Below are 16,268 nucleotides of genomic sequence, written 5' to 3'. Positions count from 1 at the left end.
GCAACTCGAAGAACGGAACACCCGATGCCGACCGAAGCCTCCACCCTCGACCTCGACCTGGCGCGCCAGGTGCTCGCCGCGCAACCGTTCGCCCGTCTGGTCGGCACCGACCTCATCGAATTCGGTGACGGGGCAGCCACTCTCGTGATCGACATCCAGCCCGAGCACGGCCAGCAGTTCGGCTTCGTGCACGGCGGGGTGCTCGCCTACGCCGCCGACAACGCGCTCACCTTCGCCGCGGGCACGGTCCTGGGACCCAATGTGTTGACCGGCGGTTTCACCATCACCTACTTGCGCCCCGCCCAGGGTGAACGTCTGCGCGTGCACGCCACGGTTCTCGGCGCCACCCGTCGTCAGGCCGTCACCCACTGCGACGTCTACGCCGAAACCGAAGGTGAAGAGCCGATTCTGTGCGCGGTCGCGCAGGGGACGACCCGGCGGGTGGAACAGGAGCTCGGACGCGACGAGCCCGAGGATCTCGCCGAGGAGGAACTCGACGAGACCGACGACGAGGGCGACGAACCGACCGACGAACCCGAGACCGAGCCCGCCGAGGAACCGGCGACCGACCAGTTCGCAGCGATCACCCCGAACAAAGCCGTCGGCGCCCAGGCCTGGTCCATGGTCGCCGCGGAGTAGGAGTCCGTGGGAGCGTCGTCCTCCGATGTGCTGATGGCCGGGAAGCCCTGATGAGACCGGCGTAATCACGCACTTCGGCTCGTTTCGATCAGATATCTGACTGGGGAGACGCGAAGTACGTGATTATGCCGGTTCGTTGGGGCCGCGGACGAGAACGGGCCGCGCACAGGTGGCTGTGCGCGGCCCGTTGCCGGTTCGGTCAGGCGCTGACGGCGAGGTCTTGCCGTCGGCTGTCGGTCAGGCGCTGACGGCGAAGGTCTTGCCGTCGGCGGCGGGTTCGGCGATGGGTTCGATGGCGTAGGCCAGGATGTCAGCCACGTCGGCTACGGGGCGGACGTTCAGGGCGGCCAGGACTTCTGCCGGGACTTCGTCGAGGTCCGGTTCGTTGCGGGCCGGGATGAAGACGGTCTTCAGGCCTGCTCGTTGGGCGGCTAGGAGTTTCTGCTTCACGCCGCCGATCGGGAGGACACTGCCGTTGAGGGTGACCTCGCCGGTCATGCCGACGTCGCCGCGGACCGGGCGGCCGAGGGCCAGCGAGACCAGGGCCGTGACCATGGTGACGCCTGCCGACGGGCCGTCCTTGGGGACGGCTCCCGCGGGGAAGTGAATGTGCAGGTTGCGGTCCAGGACCTTGGGTTCGATGCCGATCTCCTCGAGGTGGGAGCGGACGTAGGTCAGGGCGATCTGGGCGGATTCCTTCATGACGTCGCCGAGTTGGCCGGTCAGGGTGAGGGAGCGTTCGCCTTCGGCGCCGTTGGCCTCGATGTACAGGACGTCGCCGCCCGCACCGGTCACCGCGAGGCCCGTTGCTACGCCGGGGACGGAGGTGCGCTCCATCGAGTCCGGGGTGAAGCGGGGGCGGCCGAGGTAGTCGGTGAGGTTGTCGATGTCGACGGTCAGACTTGTCGCCTGGCCGACCGGCTGTGGACCGGCCGCGATGTCGATGACGTTGTCGTACCCGAGTTCCGGGTCGTAACCCAGCACCGCGCCCTCGCCGAGCGAACCCTTGTCGACGAGCGGGGCACTCTTGTCGAGCGCCGAGTCCGCATGACCTGCGGCGCCGTTGCCCAGCCCGGTGTTGTCGCCGAGACCGGCCTTCTCGCCGAGCGTGGCGTCGTTCCCTGACCCGGTGCCCTCGACGGTGGCCGTCACCAGACGAGTTGCCGCCTTGCGCAAGGCTTTTGCGACCAGGCGCTCCATCTGACGCACCCCGGCCTCGCGGGTGTAGTTGGCCGCGATCTCGCGCAGTGCCGCGTCGGTGATCGAAACCTCTTCGGAGGTCAGGGCATTGCGTTCCAGTTGGCGGGGGATCAGGAAGTCGCGGGCGATGGCTACCTTGTCGGCTTCGGTGTAGCCGTCGACGGTGATGATCTCCATGCGGTCCAGCAGGGGGCCGGGGATGGTGTCCATGACGTTGGCGGTGGCGATGAACAGGACGTTGGACAGGTCGAGGTCCAGGTCGAGGTAGTGGTCGCGGAAGGTGTGGTTCTGGGCGGGGTCCAGGACCTCGAGCAGGGCGGCGGCGGGGTCGCCACGGAAGTCGGAGCCGACCTTGTCGATTTCGTCCAGCAGGACAACGGGATTCATCGAACCCGCTTCCTTCACCGCGCGCACGATCCGGCCGGGCAGCGCGCCGACGTAGGTGCGACGGTGGCCACGGATCTCGGCTTCGTCGCGCACGCCGCCCAGAGCCACGCGAACGAACTTGCGGCCCAGGGCTTTTGCGACGGATTCGCCCAGCGATGTCTTGCCGACTCCGGGCGGGCCGACCAGCACCAACACCGCGCCCGAACCACGTCCGCCGACCACCTCGAGACCGCGCGCGGCCCGACGTGAACGCACGGCCAGGTATTCGACCATGCGGTCCTTCACCTCGCCGAGGCCGTGGTGGTCGGCGTCGAGGACCGCGCGGGCGGCCGAAACATCGGTGCTGTCTTCAGTTTTCACCATCCACGGCAGGTCCAGGACCGTGTCGAGCCAGGTGCGGATCCAGCCGGTTTCCGGGCTCTGGTCGCTGGAGCGTTCCAACCGGCCGACCTCGCGCAACGCCTCGGCGCGCACGCTGTCGGGCAGGTCGGCGTTCTCCACGCGGGTGCGGTAGTCGTCGGCGCCGTCGGGTTCGTCTTCGCCCAGTTCCTTGCGGATGGCGTTGAGTTGCTGGCGCAGCAGGAACTCGCGCTGCGACTTCTCCATGCCGTCGCGGACGTCTTCGGAGATCTTGTCGGTGACCTCGACCTCGGCGATGTGGTCTTTGATCCACTCGAGCTGCCGGGTCAGCCGGTGCACCACGTCGGGGGTCTCCAGCAGCTCACGCTTCTGGTCGGCGGACAGGTACGGCGCGTAGCCGGCGGTGTCGGCGATGGCTTCCACGTCGTCGAGTTGGTTGACCACGTCGATGATCTGCCAGGCCTCACGCCGCTGCAGCACCGCCACGACCAGCTTCTTGTACTCCGCGGCCAGGTCGAGGGTCGCCTGATCGGGTTCCACGGCGTCGACCGGTTCGGCTTCCACCCACAGCGCCGCACCCGGCCCGGTCACCCCGTGCCCGATCCGCGCGCGCCGCTCGGCCTTCAACACCGCCGCCGGCGCTCCGCCGCGCATCCGCCCCACCTGCTCGATGGTGGCGACCACGCCGTACGACGCGTACCCCTGCACCAACCGCGGCGCGACCAATACGGCGCCTGTTTTACCCGCCACAGCGGCGTCGATCGCGGCCTGCGCGGACTCGTCCAGTTCGATGGGCACGACCATGCCCGGAAGCACGATCGGATCGGTCAGGAACAGCACCGGCAGGTTCTGAGCTGAAGACATATCGACCCTTCCAAAGTTGAGCTTTGCTGACTCAACATGGGTCACCGTGACTTTGTTCCTGCAGGTGCGCGGGTTCACTCAGGGCGAAACCGGGGCCGGAAAACACCTCGGCCTCCCCGCGGTGAACGCGAGGAGGCCGAGGTGGGTGGCCGCCTGGGTTGAGGGCCAGGTGGCCGGGTCTTACAGGTTCGAGGGACGGATCCGCTCGGTCGGGGGGTCGATCGTGCTGCGGGCGGGGGTGCCCGAGCTCAGGAAGCCCAGGACGGCGCCCGCGATGAGCAACAGCACGCCGAGGATGCCCAGGACGATCGGCAGGGTCTTGCCGAACAGGTCCAGCTTGTCCAGGCTTTCCTGGGTGACGGCCATCTGGGCGTCGATGGTGGCTTCGTCGAACACGATGTGCGACTTCAGCGCGGTGACGTCGACCTGGTTGGCGCTGCGGCCGTAGTACAGGTGGATCTTCTCGCCGCCCTTGAGGACCGCACCGGTGCGCGGCTCGACCCACAGGTCACGGGTGTTGGTGTAGAAGCGGGTCATGGTGACCGGGTCGGTGCCCTCGAGGCCCCACTTGGCGGCGGGCAGCGCGAGCTTGTTGGTGGGCGCGGCCACGACGTCCCACATGTTGGTCACCGGGATGGTCTGCCGGAAGTGGTAGACCGGCACACCGTTGATCTCCGACTCCTCGATGAAGTCGATGTCGTGGGTGGCGCGGGCGTTGAGGTCGAAGTACGGGTACGACTTCTTCTCGGTGCCGATCGGGAACCGGTACTGCAGGCCGCGACGCTGCGACTCGTCGGCCACCGAGGCGCCCGACTTGTCGACGGTGACCGCGATGGAACCGTTGGGCGAGGCGTCGATCGGCTGGCCGGTGACGCGGTCGAGGGTGACGCGGTCCACCGAGGCGGTGAGCAGCCCGGTGTCGCCGGTGCGGTCGTCACGACGCAGGGTCTGACCGGCCTGCACCGTCATCTCGTCGGAACCCGACGGCTCCTCGACGGTCAGGAAGCGCTGCGACACAACCGGCACGTTGGTGTCGACCTTGGCCGAACCCTCCGGCGAGGTGAGCGACTTCGAGTCCAGCACCAGGCTTTCCTCGCCGGGCACGCTCTTGGCGACCGTGGTGATGCGCAGGTCGAGCGGGGTCTTGGCGACCTTGCCGACCGTGTAGGTGGGGATCATGACAGCGGCCGCGAGCAGCAGCGCGCCGAGGCCGACGAGGATGCAGGCGATGAGCCTGCGCACGTTGCTCATCGCGAGCCGTACTGCACGTTGCCCAGCAGCGACGAGCCGGGGTCACCGGACTCCTCGGGCGCGGGGATCGAATTCTGTTGCGCGGCCGCGGTGATGCCGAAAACGGCGATCACCCCGAGAACCGCGCCGGCCAGCCCGCTGACCAGGCCGGGAACGGCAAACTTCATAGATCGAACTCCAATTGCGTGAAGACTCAAGCGACGGTGAAGAACCCGAGGGTCGGGGCGAACGAGCAGGTACGGTCACCGTCGGCGGTGGCCGTGGTGAGCGAGCCGGTGATCACGGCCGCGACCCGGCCCGCGCCGGTATCGGCGATCGCGGACAGGGTGGCCGGGCCGTCGGGGTTGATGCCCGCGGCGGTGGTGAGCGGCTGGGAGCCGGTGCGGCGGTTGTCGAGGTTGACCCACTGCACCGTCATCGGCGGATTCTGCACCAGGGTGGCGGTTTTGGTGCCAAGGGCGGTGAACACGAAACCGGTCTGGCCCGCGGCCGGTCCGGGCGGGGGCAGCACGGCCGGGCCGGGCACGGCGAGGGCGGTGCCCACAGAGTCCGACGTCGGGCCGATGCAGCCCTTGCCGATGGTCGGGTAGAGGAACTGCGCGATGCGCGGGCCGTCCGAGGGCGGCAGTTCGGGACCGCCGCCGCCGCTGCCGTCGAGGAAGGTGATGACCTTCTCCAAGGTGGCCTTGACCTGTGCGGGGATGCCCGGGGTTGCCAGCAGCACGCGCGCTTGAGCGAGGATGCCCGCCTGTGCGCCGTCGGCGATGGGGCTCGGCGCGGAAATCGCGCCTACGATCGTCGGTGCCAGCGCCGCGAGAGTCCCGGAGGGGACGTTCTCGGCGATGGCGGGAACGCTGGGCTGTGACACGGCAGGCCGCGGGGCAGCCATGGTGGGCGCGGGCGCCACGAGTGCCGCACCCGCCGCTAGTACGAGGGCAGACATTGCGGTCCGCGATGCTCGGGTGGTCAGCACTGGTCGGCCGTCCTTCGTTCGGTGGATAGATGAAGCAACCCGGAAAGGTCAGTGTTATCCCGGGTTTCAGATACTTTGGAGAGGTGACTACAGCGGACAGACGGTATGGGGGTCGTACGGTCGTCGCGCGCAAAGCCGAACGCCGACTGCGATTCCTGGAAGCAGCGACGCGAATTTTCGCCGAACGCGGGTACGCCACGTGCTCGCTCGCCGAGGTGTGCGCGGCGGCCGGACTGTCCAAGCGGCAGTTCTACGAGGAGTTCGAAACCCGCGAGGACGTGCTGCTGGCGGCCTACGACCGGATCCAGGACGACGCGGCCACCGCGGTGGGTACCGCGCTGGTCGCGCTCGGTTCGGCCGATCCGCAACTGGCGCTGCGGGCCGGATTCGGGGCGTACCTCGAGTCGCTGGGCTCCGACCCGTTTCGCGCGCAGGTGGCGCTGATCGAGGTGGTCGGGGTCAGCGATCGGATGGAAGACCATCGACGCGCCCGCAGGCACGCCTGGTCGGCGCTGATCGAGGGGGCGCTGCGCGGGGTCGGCGTGCGGTTGCGCGGCGATGCCGAGCTGACCACGGCGCTGATCACCGGGGCGGTCACGGGCGTGGCGCACGAGTGGTTGCTGCGCGAGTCGCGCCCGCCGGTCGACGAGCTGGTCGATCTGCTCACCGGCGCGGCGCTGGCGCTGGTCACTTTCGACTGACGGTGGGGCAGCGCACGAGAAGGCGGCAACTATGAACGCGTGCCTCCTGCTCACCGAACTCCCTTTCCAGACATTGTGAGACCGACCGGCTTCACAGTGTGGGCGAGAGTTTGACATATTAGTGACCCAGATCGCAATGCCAGAATTACTGAGACGGGTACCACCTGGGGTAATGCGGTGACAGCCCGTCGCACGCACTATGCCATTCGCGGCTCGGCGGCGGTGACTGAATCTGGACAAATGACCGGGTGGGCCCTTTCGGGTGCTCGGTCGGGCTATCGGATAGCAACCTGTTTCAGCGTTCACGGTCAGACCCTTCGCAGGGAACCGGCGATGGTGCCGCCGAAGACGCCGGGGGTGCTGTAGGCCACGGTGCCGTCGGACTGCAGGGTGACCGTCGAGGTGGCGCCCTCGTCTTGGCAGCTGCCCGCCGACGTCAGCCTGGCGCGGAAGGTCAGAGTGGTGGGGGTGGCGGCGGTGAGGGTTTCCGCTCGGGCGCAGCGTTCGCCCGCGAAGGTGCCGGTGTTGGCGGAGGTGGCCAGTTCCTGGCCTACCGAGCCCTCGGAGATGGTGAGTTCGATGTCGAAGCGGACGGGGCCGTCGGCGGCTCGGCCTTTCCAGGTGCCGAGGAAGGCGGTGGGGACGGTGGTTGTGCTCGATGGGGTGGGGCTCGTGCCCGTTGAGGCGGTGGGCGATGGGGCTGTGGACGGGAAGGCTGTCTGGGTGGAACTTGCGGCGCCGCCTGCGGTGTTGAGTTGGGTGCCGATCAGGTAGGCGCCGCCTGCCACGGCCAAGGCGACTGTTGCCGATGCGGCGATCAACAGGTTGCGGGTGTGGTGTTTTCGGGGTGCGGGGTGATTGTGCGGGGGCACAAAGCGTTGCTGCGTGAATTCCCCACTGGGGGTGGGTGATCCGTGGCCCATATGAGTGACGGCTTCTCGCGATGCGCGGTCTGTACCGGCGGTGGGGTGGCTGTATAGAGGGGGCGTCGAACCGCTGGCAGTGGGCCAGTTCGGTGCCGAGGTGACGGTCGGTGCGCCCGACGGGGGCGGCAACGCGTCGGCGGGGCCGGAGTCGAGGTCGAGTAGGCGGATCGCGTTGGTGCTGATGGACTCGAAGACTTGTGGTGGCAGCCAACCCGTGCGTTCGGGTGCGCCGATCCTCGCGAGCTCCGAAAGTACTTGCTGCGGAGTGGGTCTGGAGGTTGGGTCTTTGGACAAGCAGGAGGCGACGAGGGGGCGCAGGCTCGGCGGGACGGCCTCGAGGCGGGGCTGTTCGTAGACGATGCGCCACAGCAGTTGCATGACTTCGGCGCTACCGAAAGGTCCGTGACCCGCGGCCGCGAAAGTGAGGACGCCGCCCAGTGCGAAGACATCGGCTGCGGGAGTGAGGGTTTCGCCGCCGACCTGCTCGGGACACATGAAACCTGGTGAGCCGAGAAACTTTCCGGTCGTGGTGAGCGCGGCGTCCTCGAGCACGCGGGCAATGCCGAAATCGATCACCTTGGGGCCGTCGATCGCCAGCATCACGTTCGACGGTTTCAGATCGCGGTGCACGATGCCTGCCGCGTGGACGGCGACCAGGGCTTCGGCGAGGCCGTGGGCCAAGGCGAGCAGGGCTGGTTCGGGGAGGGGGCCGAACTGGGTGATCGCGTCGGTCAACGAGATGCCTGCTACGTAACCGGTTGCCAGCCAAGGGGATTCGGCGTCGACATCGGCGTCTAGAACCGGGGCGGTGAAATTGCCGCCGACGCGTTGGGCGGCGGTGACCTCGCGACGGAACCTCGCACGGAATTCGGCGTCGATGAGGTCGGGGCGGATCACCTTCACGGCGACGGTGCGTCCGCCGGAGTTGCGACCGAGATAGACCTTGCCCATGCCGCCCGCGCCGAGGACCCCGAGAAGCCGGTAGTCGCCGATCCGTCGAGGATCGTTCGGGCCGAGCGGTTCCATCGCGAGCGGTTCCTTCAGATCAGGTCAACTGCCCGGTCACTGTAGCTCTATTTCTTGCGGCGGGGGATGGCTGTTCGGTTGGGGTAGGTGAGTTTGGCGAGGAGGTTGCGGACGTGGGTTTCTACTGTGCGTTCGGACAGGGTCAGGTGGGTGGCTATTTCGCGGTTGGTCAGGCCGGTGGCGATGAGGTCGTGGACTTCGCGTTCGCGGGGGGTGAGGGGGTCGGTGGTGCGGGTGGCTTTGGTGATTTCGGTGAGGAGGGTGTCGGTTTCTCGGAGGCGGTGGGGCATGTTCAGGTGACGGAAGGCGGTTGCGGCCGCTGTTGCGGCGGTGTGGGCGGCGGGGAGGTCGGCTCGGGCCAGGTGGGTGCGGGCTAGGCCTAGGTGGCCCAGGGCTGTGAAAGGGCGGGCACCGATTTGGGTGTCCATGGTCAGGCCCTGCTGATAGAGGGGTACGGCGGCGTCGAAATGACCTGCGACGCGGGCGTTGTCGGCGCGGATGCGGGCGATGGAGCCGACGCAGTACAGGGCGCCGGTGCCGTCGGCGGCGTAGTGGTGTTCGCGGCCGGCGAAGGCGCGGTAGACGCGGTCGGCGGTGTCGGCGTCGGCGAGCAGTTCGGCGATCACGCCCACCGAGTACACGGTGCCCGACCAGCGCGCGCCGATCTCCATCGTGTCGGGCAGGTGGCGGAACGGTGCGAACAGGACGGTGGCCTCGTCCAGTTCGCCTGCCAGAGCGTGCAGCATCGGGGCGAACAGTTGGGCGATGGTGATCTTGGGGACGAACTCCAGCGAGGCCAGGGCGGCGGCGAGTTCGGTGCGGTCGATATGGCCCACGATCACCGCGTGCATTCCGCGGAAGGCGTGGTGTAGGCCGACCAGGGAGTAGTCGCCGATGCTGACGGCCAGGTTGTAGGCGGCGTCGTCGCAGGTCAGGGCGGCGGCGAAGTCGCCGACCAGGGCGGCGCGGGTGGCGCGCAGGCGCTGTAGGTGCCAGCGGGCGATGGGCAGGCGGCGTCGGTCGGCGAGCAGTTCGATGTGGTCAAGGGCCGCGTCGAAGCCGGGGAGGTCGCCGCGTTGCAGGGCCGCGTCGGCTGTCCACACGTGTCCCCAGAGTTGGGCCAGCGGTTGTTCGGCGTCGACGGCGATCTCTATTGCCTTGGCCGCCAGCACTATTCGCTCTTCGAGGAAGTCCGTGGCGGCCAAGGACAGGTGCCTGGCATGGATCACGTCGAGGATGACGTCGGGGTCGGTGGAGCGTTCGGCGGCGCGCATGGCCTGTTCGGACAGTTTTCTGGACTGCACGCACGCGCCTCGTTCGGCGGCCGCCAGCGCGTGTTGGGCGAGGATGCGGGCGACCAGGTCGGGGTGCTCGATGGGGTCCAGCAGGCGTAATGCCTTGCCACACAACATATCCAGATGGGCCATGATCGACGGCGAGTTGACGCCCTGGACCACAAGGCCGGCCTCGGCGAGCAGGTCGGGGCGGTCGGCCTGTTCGGCGAGGGCGCCCGCTTCGACGCAGTGGTCGAGGCTGGTGGTGATCTGACCCGCCGCGAACTCGTCGCGGGCCAGTTCGATCAGCAACTCGGCGCGTTCACTGTTGGTCGCGGTGGTCGCTGCGTCGATTGCCCACTGTCCGAGGCGAATTGCCTCGGCATAGGAGGCGCTGGCGCGGGCTGCCACTGCGGCGCGGCGAGACCAGTGGCGGGCCTGGGGTGAGTCGGCGCAGGCGGACGCGTGCCGCCAGTGCGTGGCGATCGCGCCCGCGACGGCGGAATCCGGGCCGCCGCGCGTGGCTAAGGCCTGCGCCGCCGCACGGTGGTAGGCGGCTCGCTGCGATGGCGCCAGTTCCGCGTAGACGGCGTCGCGTACCAGCGCGTGGGTGAAACCCAGTGTGCTGTCGGGGAATCGACGAACAATCCCCGCCGCAACCGCCGCATCGAGCGCTCGCGCTACCCGATCCCCCACGCCCACAACCTGTTCCGGGTGCGACGTCGACAAGTCCGCATGTTCCACTCCCGGCGTCGACGCGTCCCCTTGCGCCAGGCGCGGCCTCGGTGAATCTCCCGACGTCGACACATACACCTGTTCGAGCAGGACGGGGTCGATTCGTTCGCCGATAACGCTTGCGGCGCTGAGGACTTCGGTGGCGGTGGAGTCCAGGCGGTCTAGTTGGGTGAGGATCAGGCGGCGGATTCCGGGGGTTGAGAGGAGGGGGTCGTCTCCCGCGTGTAGGCCTGATTCGATGACCAGGCGGACCAGGAGGGGGTTGCCGTCTGTGCGTTCGTGGATGCGAGCCGCCAGGTCGGGGGCGTGGTCGGTTTGTTCGAGCCAGCAGCGGACCTCCGGTGCGGAAAGGCCTGGTACGGGTAGGGATTGGAAGTGGGGTAGGCGCAACCAGTCCGGTTGGTGGGCCAGCAGGGTTTCGCCCATCGGGTCGCGGGCGGTGGCGACCAGGAGCAGTTTCGTGCGCGGCGTCTCGGCGGCGACGTGGGTGAGCAGGGCCAGCGACGTGGGGTCGGACCAGTGCAGGTCCTCCAGGATCAGCACCAGGCCCGACGGGGCCGCGGCCGCGGTGAGCACGTCGGCGACCTCGGTGAACATGCGGAAGCGTTGCGCGGCGGCACCGCCACCGGGCTCGGTGACGGTGTGCAGGGCCGCGGCCAGTTCCGGCAGGTCGCGGGCGGCGCGGCGCCACGGCCACAACGGCGGCATCCCCGCGTCGTCGAGTGCGTTGCCGCGCACCACCCGCACACCCGCCTGCGCGGCCAACGTGGCCACCTGTTCGGCCAGCCAGGACTTGCCGATCCCCGCGGCGCCGCTGACCAGCACGAATCGGCTCGCACCCGACGCCGCCGCCCCCACCGCGGCGCGCAGGCGGGCGAGCTCGGAATGGCGTCCGACCACCGGATTACGCACCGCCTCAGTATCGCGCGTGCGCGAGTTCAGTACTGCGAATACGTACCGGCACTGATCCGCGCGCCGCCGATCCGCGCCAGGCTTGACCTATCACTTCCTCCCAGGTCAGGAGCCACATCATGTACGCACACCTGCTCTACTTCGACAAGCCACGCAACGCCGACGAGCTCGCCGCCGTGGACTTCGCGCACGCGCACCGCATCATGCCCGCCGCGGCCACCGTGCCCGGCCTGCTCGACTTCTACGAACTGCGCCGCCCCGACGGCTCCGGCGTGGTGGTCGGTTTCGCCGAAACCGCCGAGGCGTTCGACGCGGTCCGCACGGCGATCCTGGCCACCGAACTGCTGCCCGGCGAGGACCCCGCGCTGCTGCCGGGGCCGGATCGCACCGAGGTCATCCCGGTGGTCACCCGACACGACCGCGCCGACATCTACGCCCAGGCGGTGCCGTCATGAACCTGATCATGATCGGCTCTCGATTCCCGGTCGGCCGCTGCTTGGGCATCGCGATCCAAGCTGTCCTGCGGCCCGCGATTCCCACCGCCACGCGTCCCATCGTCGCAGGTCAGCGAGTGGTCCGGTCACCGTAACTGGGTTCGACTCGATGGGCGCTGCGGTGTGTGGCGCCCATCGGCTGGTACCGAGCGTCACCGCGCGGCACGACATCTCGAGCACCACCGTGGTGCTACAGATCCGCCAGCGCGATCCCGGTGAGGGGACTGCCGATGCGGACCAGGTCGGTGTCGGTGCCCGTGCCTACGTCGACCAGTCGGATCGTGCCGCCCAGGTCGCTCACGTAGAAGCGGGTGTCGAAACCGGTGACCCCGATCGCCTCCCGGTAGCCGCTCGAAATAATTCGCGGAGTGCCGACCTTCGGCTGAATCTGCGCTTCGTACAGGGCATTTCCGTTGGGAGCGGCGCCGCGGTCGGTCCACACCAGGTCGCCGACGCCATACAGTTCGAGGTCGATCGGCTCAGGCAGGTTCTCCCAGAGCAGTTCGATGTCGGTGCGGGCGGCGGGATCGTCGCCCGCGGGCAGGTCAAGGGGGGCGCGGAAGATTCGACCGTCGCCGCCCTTGGCCTCGCCTTTCTGCGTCCAGTAGAGCAGTCGGCGGTCCAGGTCGAGGCAGATGCCGACGCACCAGTTGCGGGGGATGCGGGCGTCGATGTCGCCCTGGCCGGTGATCACCAGGGGGCGCAGGTCGTCGCCGTGCAGGTCGCAGGTGAGTACCTGCATCCCCTCGCGGTCGCACCAATACAGCCGTCCGCCTTCGAAATCGGCGGTCAGCTGTTTGCCGGTGGTGAAGCCGCCGATCGGCACGATCGTGGTGCGGTTGCCGCCGTCGAGGTCGACGCGTTCGATGGAACCGTTGCGGGAGAAGAACTCTGGTTCCACGCCGGGCGCCGGGGGTGCGTCGGGCGTGCCCATGTTGGTCCAGTAGATGTGGCCGCGTAACTGGTCGACCACCACGCCGTCCGGCATCCGATCCAGGCCGTCGACCAGGGTTCGCACGTTCTTGCCGTCCAGCGAGATGGCGTGCATGGCACGGCCGAGCAGGTCCAACGCCACGATGTCGGTCATCGGGTCAGCCCTTCTTCGGCTTGGGGTAGTCGTTGTAGAAACCTTCGCCGGTCTTCACGCCGAGCTTGCCCGCGTCGACATACTTCTTCAGCAGCTTGATGGGACCTTCGGGCAGATTCGGGTTCTCCTGGTGATAGTGCTCCTCGATGTCCAGGACCACGTCCAGACCCACCTGGTCCATCATCCGGAACGGGCCTGCCTTGGTGCCGAAGTTCAGCGCGAACATCGCGTCGACGTCCTCTGGCACCGACACGCCCTCGTAGACCACCTCGAGCGCCTCGCGTTTCACCGCCGCCCAGATGCGGTTGAAGATGAACCCGGTGGACTCCTTGCGGACCAGGAACGGGTGCAGGCCGTACTGCGGGAAGGTCTTCAAGACGAAGTCGAGCACGTCCTGCGAGGTGTGCCCGTCGGACGCCACGTCCAGCACCGTGGACTGCGGCGGCATGTAGAAGTGGGTGTTGAGCATGCGGTCGTTGGTCTTCAAACCCTCGGTGAACAACCGGCTGGCGTACGACGACGAGTTCGACGCGACGATCGCGTCGGGGTCGGTATCGCGGTCGAGCTGGGCGAAGACCTTCTTCTTCAACTCCAGGATCTCCGGGACGGCCTCGACCACCAGCCACGCGCCCTTCACGCCGATCGCCTGATCGGGCACATACTCGGCGGTGCCCGGCGTGCCGCCCTCGATCGTGGCGGCCACCGACGGCAAGTTCTTCTCGACGAACGACACCGCTTGGTTGCCGATCTCGCCGTTGGGATCGATGATGCGCACCTCACCACCCCTGGTGGCGAACATCAGGGCGATCCGTCTGCCCAGCGTGCCGCCCCCGATGACCGCGACCGGACGCTGGAGATAATTGCTCGGAACACTGCTCACGACGACTCCCTCTGTACAGGCGACGGGAAGAACACGGTGACGCATCTGACAAGCCCTGCCAGCCTAGCGCTGACGACCGACAACTCGGCCGTCCCACACACCCCCTCGCGTTGACACCCCGTCACGACCGGTGAAAATGTGATTGCCTTATCCTCACGACTTCACGTTCTTCGCGCGTTCGCACTAGGGGGCTCCTCGATGACCACACTGGCCTCCGGACTTTTCGTCAACTGGGAAGAGCTGACCGGCCAGTCGAAATTCGTCGTCGACCTGGTCAGTTTCCCGATCTTCAGCGCGATCGCCGGCTGGCTCACCAACTGGACCGGCGTGCTCATGCTGTTCTGGCCGCTGTACTTCAAGGGCTTCCGGGTGCCGATGCTGCACGTGCTGTACCCGTACCTGCCCCGGCGGGTACAGGTGCTGCCCACGTTCTCCGGTGACGGGCGGATGCTGGGGTTCCAGGGGTTCATCCCGGCGCGCGCGGAGAAGATGGCCAGCATCTGCGTGGACAGCGCGCTGCTGCGAATCGGCAGCCCGCGCGACTTCATCCACGAACTGGACCTGGACGGCATCGGCGACTATCTCGCCGAACGGGCGCGCGATCAGGTGCAGCCCATCGTCGACGAGATCATGTACCGGGAGAACCCCGACCTGTGGCGTTCGCTGCCGCGGCCGGTGAAACAGGCCATCTACCAGCGGATCGACCGGCAACTGCCCGCGCTGTGCCGACGCGCGTTCGAGACCCTGGGCGACAATATCGACCAGCTGCTGGACGTGAAGAACTTCGTGATCCGGTACCTGGAGAAGAACCCGGCCATCCTCAAGGACCTGACCACCACCATCGCCGCGCCCGAGCTCAAGTTCATGGCGCGGATCGGTCTGCTGGGCGCGCCGTTCGGTCTGATCTTGGCGCTGTACCTGCACGTGCACTCGAAGATCCCGTACTTCGGGGCGATTCCGTCCTGGGTGATCGTGCTGTTCGCGTCGGCGATGATCGGCGTGACGGTGAACGTGATCGCGATCAAGATGGTGTTCGAACCCGGCGATCCGCAGCCGCGCTACAAGTACCTGTGGCGGCAGGCGCTGCTGGCCAAACGGCAACCGCAGGCCGCCACCGACCTGGCGCACATCCTGGCCTACCAGGTGCTGACCGTGGAGAACCTGTCCAACGAGCTGCTGGAGGGGCCGAACGGGGACAAGACCCGGCAGCTCATCGAGCGGGTGGTGTCCGAGGAGATCCACAACCAGCTCGGGGCGACCGCGTTCATGGTGCGCGCGGCGCTGGGCAAGCGACAGTTCGAGAATCTGGCGGTCTCGGGGGCCGGGGCCGGGGTGATCTCGGCGCGCACGATGATCGAGGACGAGCAGTTCGTGCTGGAACAGGCGAAGAAGATCGACGACTTCGCGGCACGAAAACTTCGCACGCTCACGCCCGGTGAGTTCATGGAGATGTTCTACGCGTCGGTCGAACAGGACGCATGGTTGCTGTATCTGCACGGTGGGGCGCTGGGGATCGGTGTCGGCGCGCTGCATCTGCTGACCTTCGGCTGGTAGCGCGCACCCGGTCAGCGACAATAACAAGCACGGTTGCTTTTTTTCTCGAGCACTGCGACCCTTGTCACGTCGGCGCACCCGAACCGGGTCGCGCCATGATCGGCAAGGGAACACCATGGCTGACCTGGAAGCGCTGCTCGATGACTTCGCCGCCGAATGCGCGGACCTGGAAACCCTGGTCGCGCCACTGACGCCCGAGCAGTGGCAGACCCCCACCCCCGCGCCGCGCTGGGACATCGCCACCCAGATCGCCCACCTGACCTGGACCGATGAGGTATCGATCCTCGCCGCGACCGACGCCGACAAGTTCGCCGCACTCGTGGCCGAGGCCGCCCCGCGCATCCTGACCGCCGTCGACGACGCCGCCGAGGAACTGGCCCAGATCCCGCCCGCAGAACTGCTGGACCGCTGGCGCGCGGGCCGCGAACAGCTCATCGCCGCACTGGGCGCCGTCCCCGCGGGCACCAAACTCCCCTGGTTCGGCCCCCCGATGAGCGCCGCGTCGATGATCTCGGCCCGCATCATGGAAACCTGGGCCCACGGCCAAGACGTCGCCGACGCACTCGGCGTCACCCGCGTGCCCACCGACCGCCTGCGCACCGTCGCCCACATCAGCGTCCGCACCAGAAACTTCGCCTACATGGTCAACGGCGAATCAGGCCCCACCGAAGAATTCCGAGTAGAACTAACCGCCCCCAACGGCACCCTCTGGACCTGGGGCCCCGAAGACGCCCCCCAACGCGTAACAGGCCCAGCCCTGGACTTCTGCCTGATCACCACCCAACGCCGCCACCGCGCCGACACCACCCTGACCACCGAAGGCCCCGACGCCAACCACTGGCTAGGCATAGCCCAAGCCTTCGCAGGCCCTCCAGGACAGGGCCGCTCAGCAGGCCAATTCACCTAACCACACAAACCCAGCCCCCACCTGCGACCCATAGGGAGCAGCGGCCACGCAGTGGCCGTAGCGGCCCGGCCGCGAGTTAGCCGCCGTTGCGTCCGAGG

General features: G+C 67.9%; 12 protein-coding genes and 1 pseudogene. 5 read left to right on the top strand and 8 right to left on the bottom strand.

The genetic code is table 11. The annotated features are described in order from the left end of the window. Window positions 1–24 precede the first annotated feature (24 nt). Window positions 25–432, top strand: a pseudogene (locus ACFWVD_RS21535) (PaaI family thioesterase); the annotation flags it as partial. Between the two features lie 444 nt (window positions 433–876). Here the strand turns inward: ACFWVD_RS21535 and lon are convergent. The 4 genes from lon to ACFWVD_RS21515 all read right to left on the bottom strand — a co-directional run bounded on the left by lon (window position 877) and on the right by ACFWVD_RS21515 (window position 5,644). Next, window positions 877–3,450, bottom strand: coding sequence for an endopeptidase La (lon, locus tag ACFWVD_RS21530; protein WP_379245409.1), 2,574 nt, complete (start codon window positions 3,448–3,450; stop codon window positions 877–879). A 180-nt stretch (window positions 3,451–3,630) separates the two neighbouring features. Continuing rightward, the gene (locus ACFWVD_RS21525) at window positions 3,631–4,701 is read right to left on the bottom strand and encodes a DUF3068 domain-containing protein (RefSeq protein WP_379245407.1); all 1,071 of its coding nucleotides are present in this window, start codon (window positions 4,699–4,701) and stop codon (window positions 3,631–3,633) included. Then, window positions 4,698–4,868: a DUF2613 domain-containing protein gene (locus ACFWVD_RS21520; RefSeq protein ID WP_379245405.1), complete on the bottom strand. Its 171-nt coding sequence runs from the start codon at window positions 4,866–4,868 to the stop codon at window positions 4,698–4,700. Before ACFWVD_RS21520 ends, ACFWVD_RS21525 begins: the two co-directional genes overlap by 4 nt. Window positions 4,869–4,894: 26 nt before the next feature. After that, window positions 4,895–5,644 (bottom strand): hypothetical protein, encoded by a 750-nt coding sequence (locus tag ACFWVD_RS21515; protein WP_379245403.1) that lies wholly within the window; start codon window positions 5,642–5,644, stop codon window positions 4,895–4,897. A gap of 113 nt (window positions 5,645–5,757) precedes the next feature. Here ACFWVD_RS21515 and ACFWVD_RS21510 point away from each other — a divergent pair, with 113 nt between their 5' ends. Further along, window positions 5,758–6,375: a TetR/AcrR family transcriptional regulator gene (locus ACFWVD_RS21510; RefSeq protein ID WP_379245401.1), complete on the top strand. Its 618-nt coding sequence runs from the start codon at window positions 5,758–5,760 to the stop codon at window positions 6,373–6,375. A 308-nt stretch (window positions 6,376–6,683) separates the two neighbouring features. On the opposite strand, the gene ACFWVD_RS21505 is transcribed toward ACFWVD_RS21510, so the two are convergent. After that, window positions 6,684–8,327, bottom strand: coding sequence for a serine/threonine-protein kinase (locus tag ACFWVD_RS21505; RefSeq protein WP_379245399.1), 1,644 nt, complete (start codon window positions 8,325–8,327; stop codon window positions 6,684–6,686). 47 nt (window positions 8,328–8,374) lie between these two features. Continuing rightward, a complete protein-coding gene (locus ACFWVD_RS21500; protein ID WP_379245397.1) occupies window positions 8,375–11,248 on the bottom strand; it encodes an ATP-binding protein in 2,874 nt (957 codons plus the stop codon). Between the two features lie 119 nt (window positions 11,249–11,367). On the opposite strand from ACFWVD_RS21500, the gene ACFWVD_RS21495 reads away from it, so the two are divergent. After that, window positions 11,368–11,703, top strand: coding sequence for a hypothetical protein (locus tag ACFWVD_RS21495; RefSeq protein WP_379245395.1), 336 nt, complete (start codon window positions 11,368–11,370; stop codon window positions 11,701–11,703). A gap of 229 nt (window positions 11,704–11,932) precedes the next feature. On the opposite strand, the gene ACFWVD_RS21490 is transcribed toward ACFWVD_RS21495, so the two are convergent. Next, the gene (locus ACFWVD_RS21490; protein WP_379245393.1) at window positions 11,933–12,829 is read right to left on the bottom strand and encodes a hypothetical protein; all 897 of its coding nucleotides are present in this window, start codon (window positions 12,827–12,829) and stop codon (window positions 11,933–11,935) included. Between the two features lie 4 nt (window positions 12,830–12,833). Further along, a complete protein-coding gene (locus ACFWVD_RS21485; protein WP_379245391.1) occupies window positions 12,834–13,709 on the bottom strand; it encodes a 3-hydroxyacyl-CoA dehydrogenase family protein in 876 nt (291 codons plus the stop codon). A gap of 198 nt (window positions 13,710–13,907) precedes the next feature. On the opposite strand from ACFWVD_RS21485, the gene ACFWVD_RS21480 reads away from it, so the two are divergent. After that, window positions 13,908–15,263, top strand: a complete 1,356-nt coding sequence (locus ACFWVD_RS21480; RefSeq protein ID WP_379245389.1) for a hypothetical protein — start codon at window positions 13,908–13,910, stop codon at window positions 15,261–15,263. Between the two features lie 115 nt (window positions 15,264–15,378). Continuing rightward, on the top strand, window positions 15,379–16,170 hold the full coding sequence (locus ACFWVD_RS21475; protein ID WP_379245387.1) for a TIGR03084 family metal-binding protein: 792 nt from the start codon (window positions 15,379–15,381) through the stop codon (window positions 16,168–16,170). Window positions 16,171–16,268: the final 98 nt, after the last annotated feature.

This window comes from Nocardia sp. NPDC058666 (assembly GCF_042714895.1).
Taxonomy (GTDB): Bacteria; Actinomycetota; Actinomycetes; order Mycobacteriales; family Mycobacteriaceae; genus Nocardia.
This window is presented reverse-complemented; position numbering and strand designations above follow the sequence as displayed.

What these genes read in the sequence shown, in the direction of transcription:
- lon (WP_379245409.1), bottom strand. Translation starts at nt 3,450, where the DNA reads ATGTCTTCAGCTCAGAACCTGCCGGTGCTGTTCCTGACCGATCCGATC.
- ACFWVD_RS21525 (WP_379245407.1), bottom strand. Translation starts at nt 4,701, where the DNA reads ATGAGCAACGTGCGCAGGCTCATCGCCTGCATCCTCGTCGGCCTCGGC.
- ACFWVD_RS21520 (WP_379245405.1), bottom strand. Translation starts at nt 4,868, where the DNA reads ATGAAGTTTGCCGTTCCCGGCCTGGTCAGCGGGCTGGCCGGCGCGGTT.
- ACFWVD_RS21515 (WP_379245403.1), bottom strand. Translation starts at nt 5,644, where the DNA reads ATGTCTGCCCTCGTACTAGCGGCGGGTGCGGCACTCGTGGCGCCCGCG.
- ACFWVD_RS21505 (WP_379245399.1), bottom strand. Translation starts at nt 8,327, where the DNA reads ATGGAACCGCTCGGCCCGAACGATCCTCGACGGATCGGCGACTACCGG.
- ACFWVD_RS21495 (WP_379245395.1), top strand. Translation starts at nt 11,368, where the DNA reads ATGTACGCACACCTGCTCTACTTCGACAAGCCACGCAACGCCGACGAG.
- ACFWVD_RS21490 (WP_379245393.1), bottom strand. Translation starts at nt 12,829, where the DNA reads ATGACCGACATCGTGGCGTTGGACCTGCTCGGCCGTGCCATGCACGCC.
- ACFWVD_RS21480 (WP_379245389.1), top strand. Translation starts at nt 13,908, where the DNA reads ATGACCACACTGGCCTCCGGACTTTTCGTCAACTGGGAAGAGCTGACC.
- ACFWVD_RS21475 (WP_379245387.1), top strand. Translation starts at nt 15,379, where the DNA reads ATGGCTGACCTGGAAGCGCTGCTCGATGACTTCGCCGCCGAATGCGCG.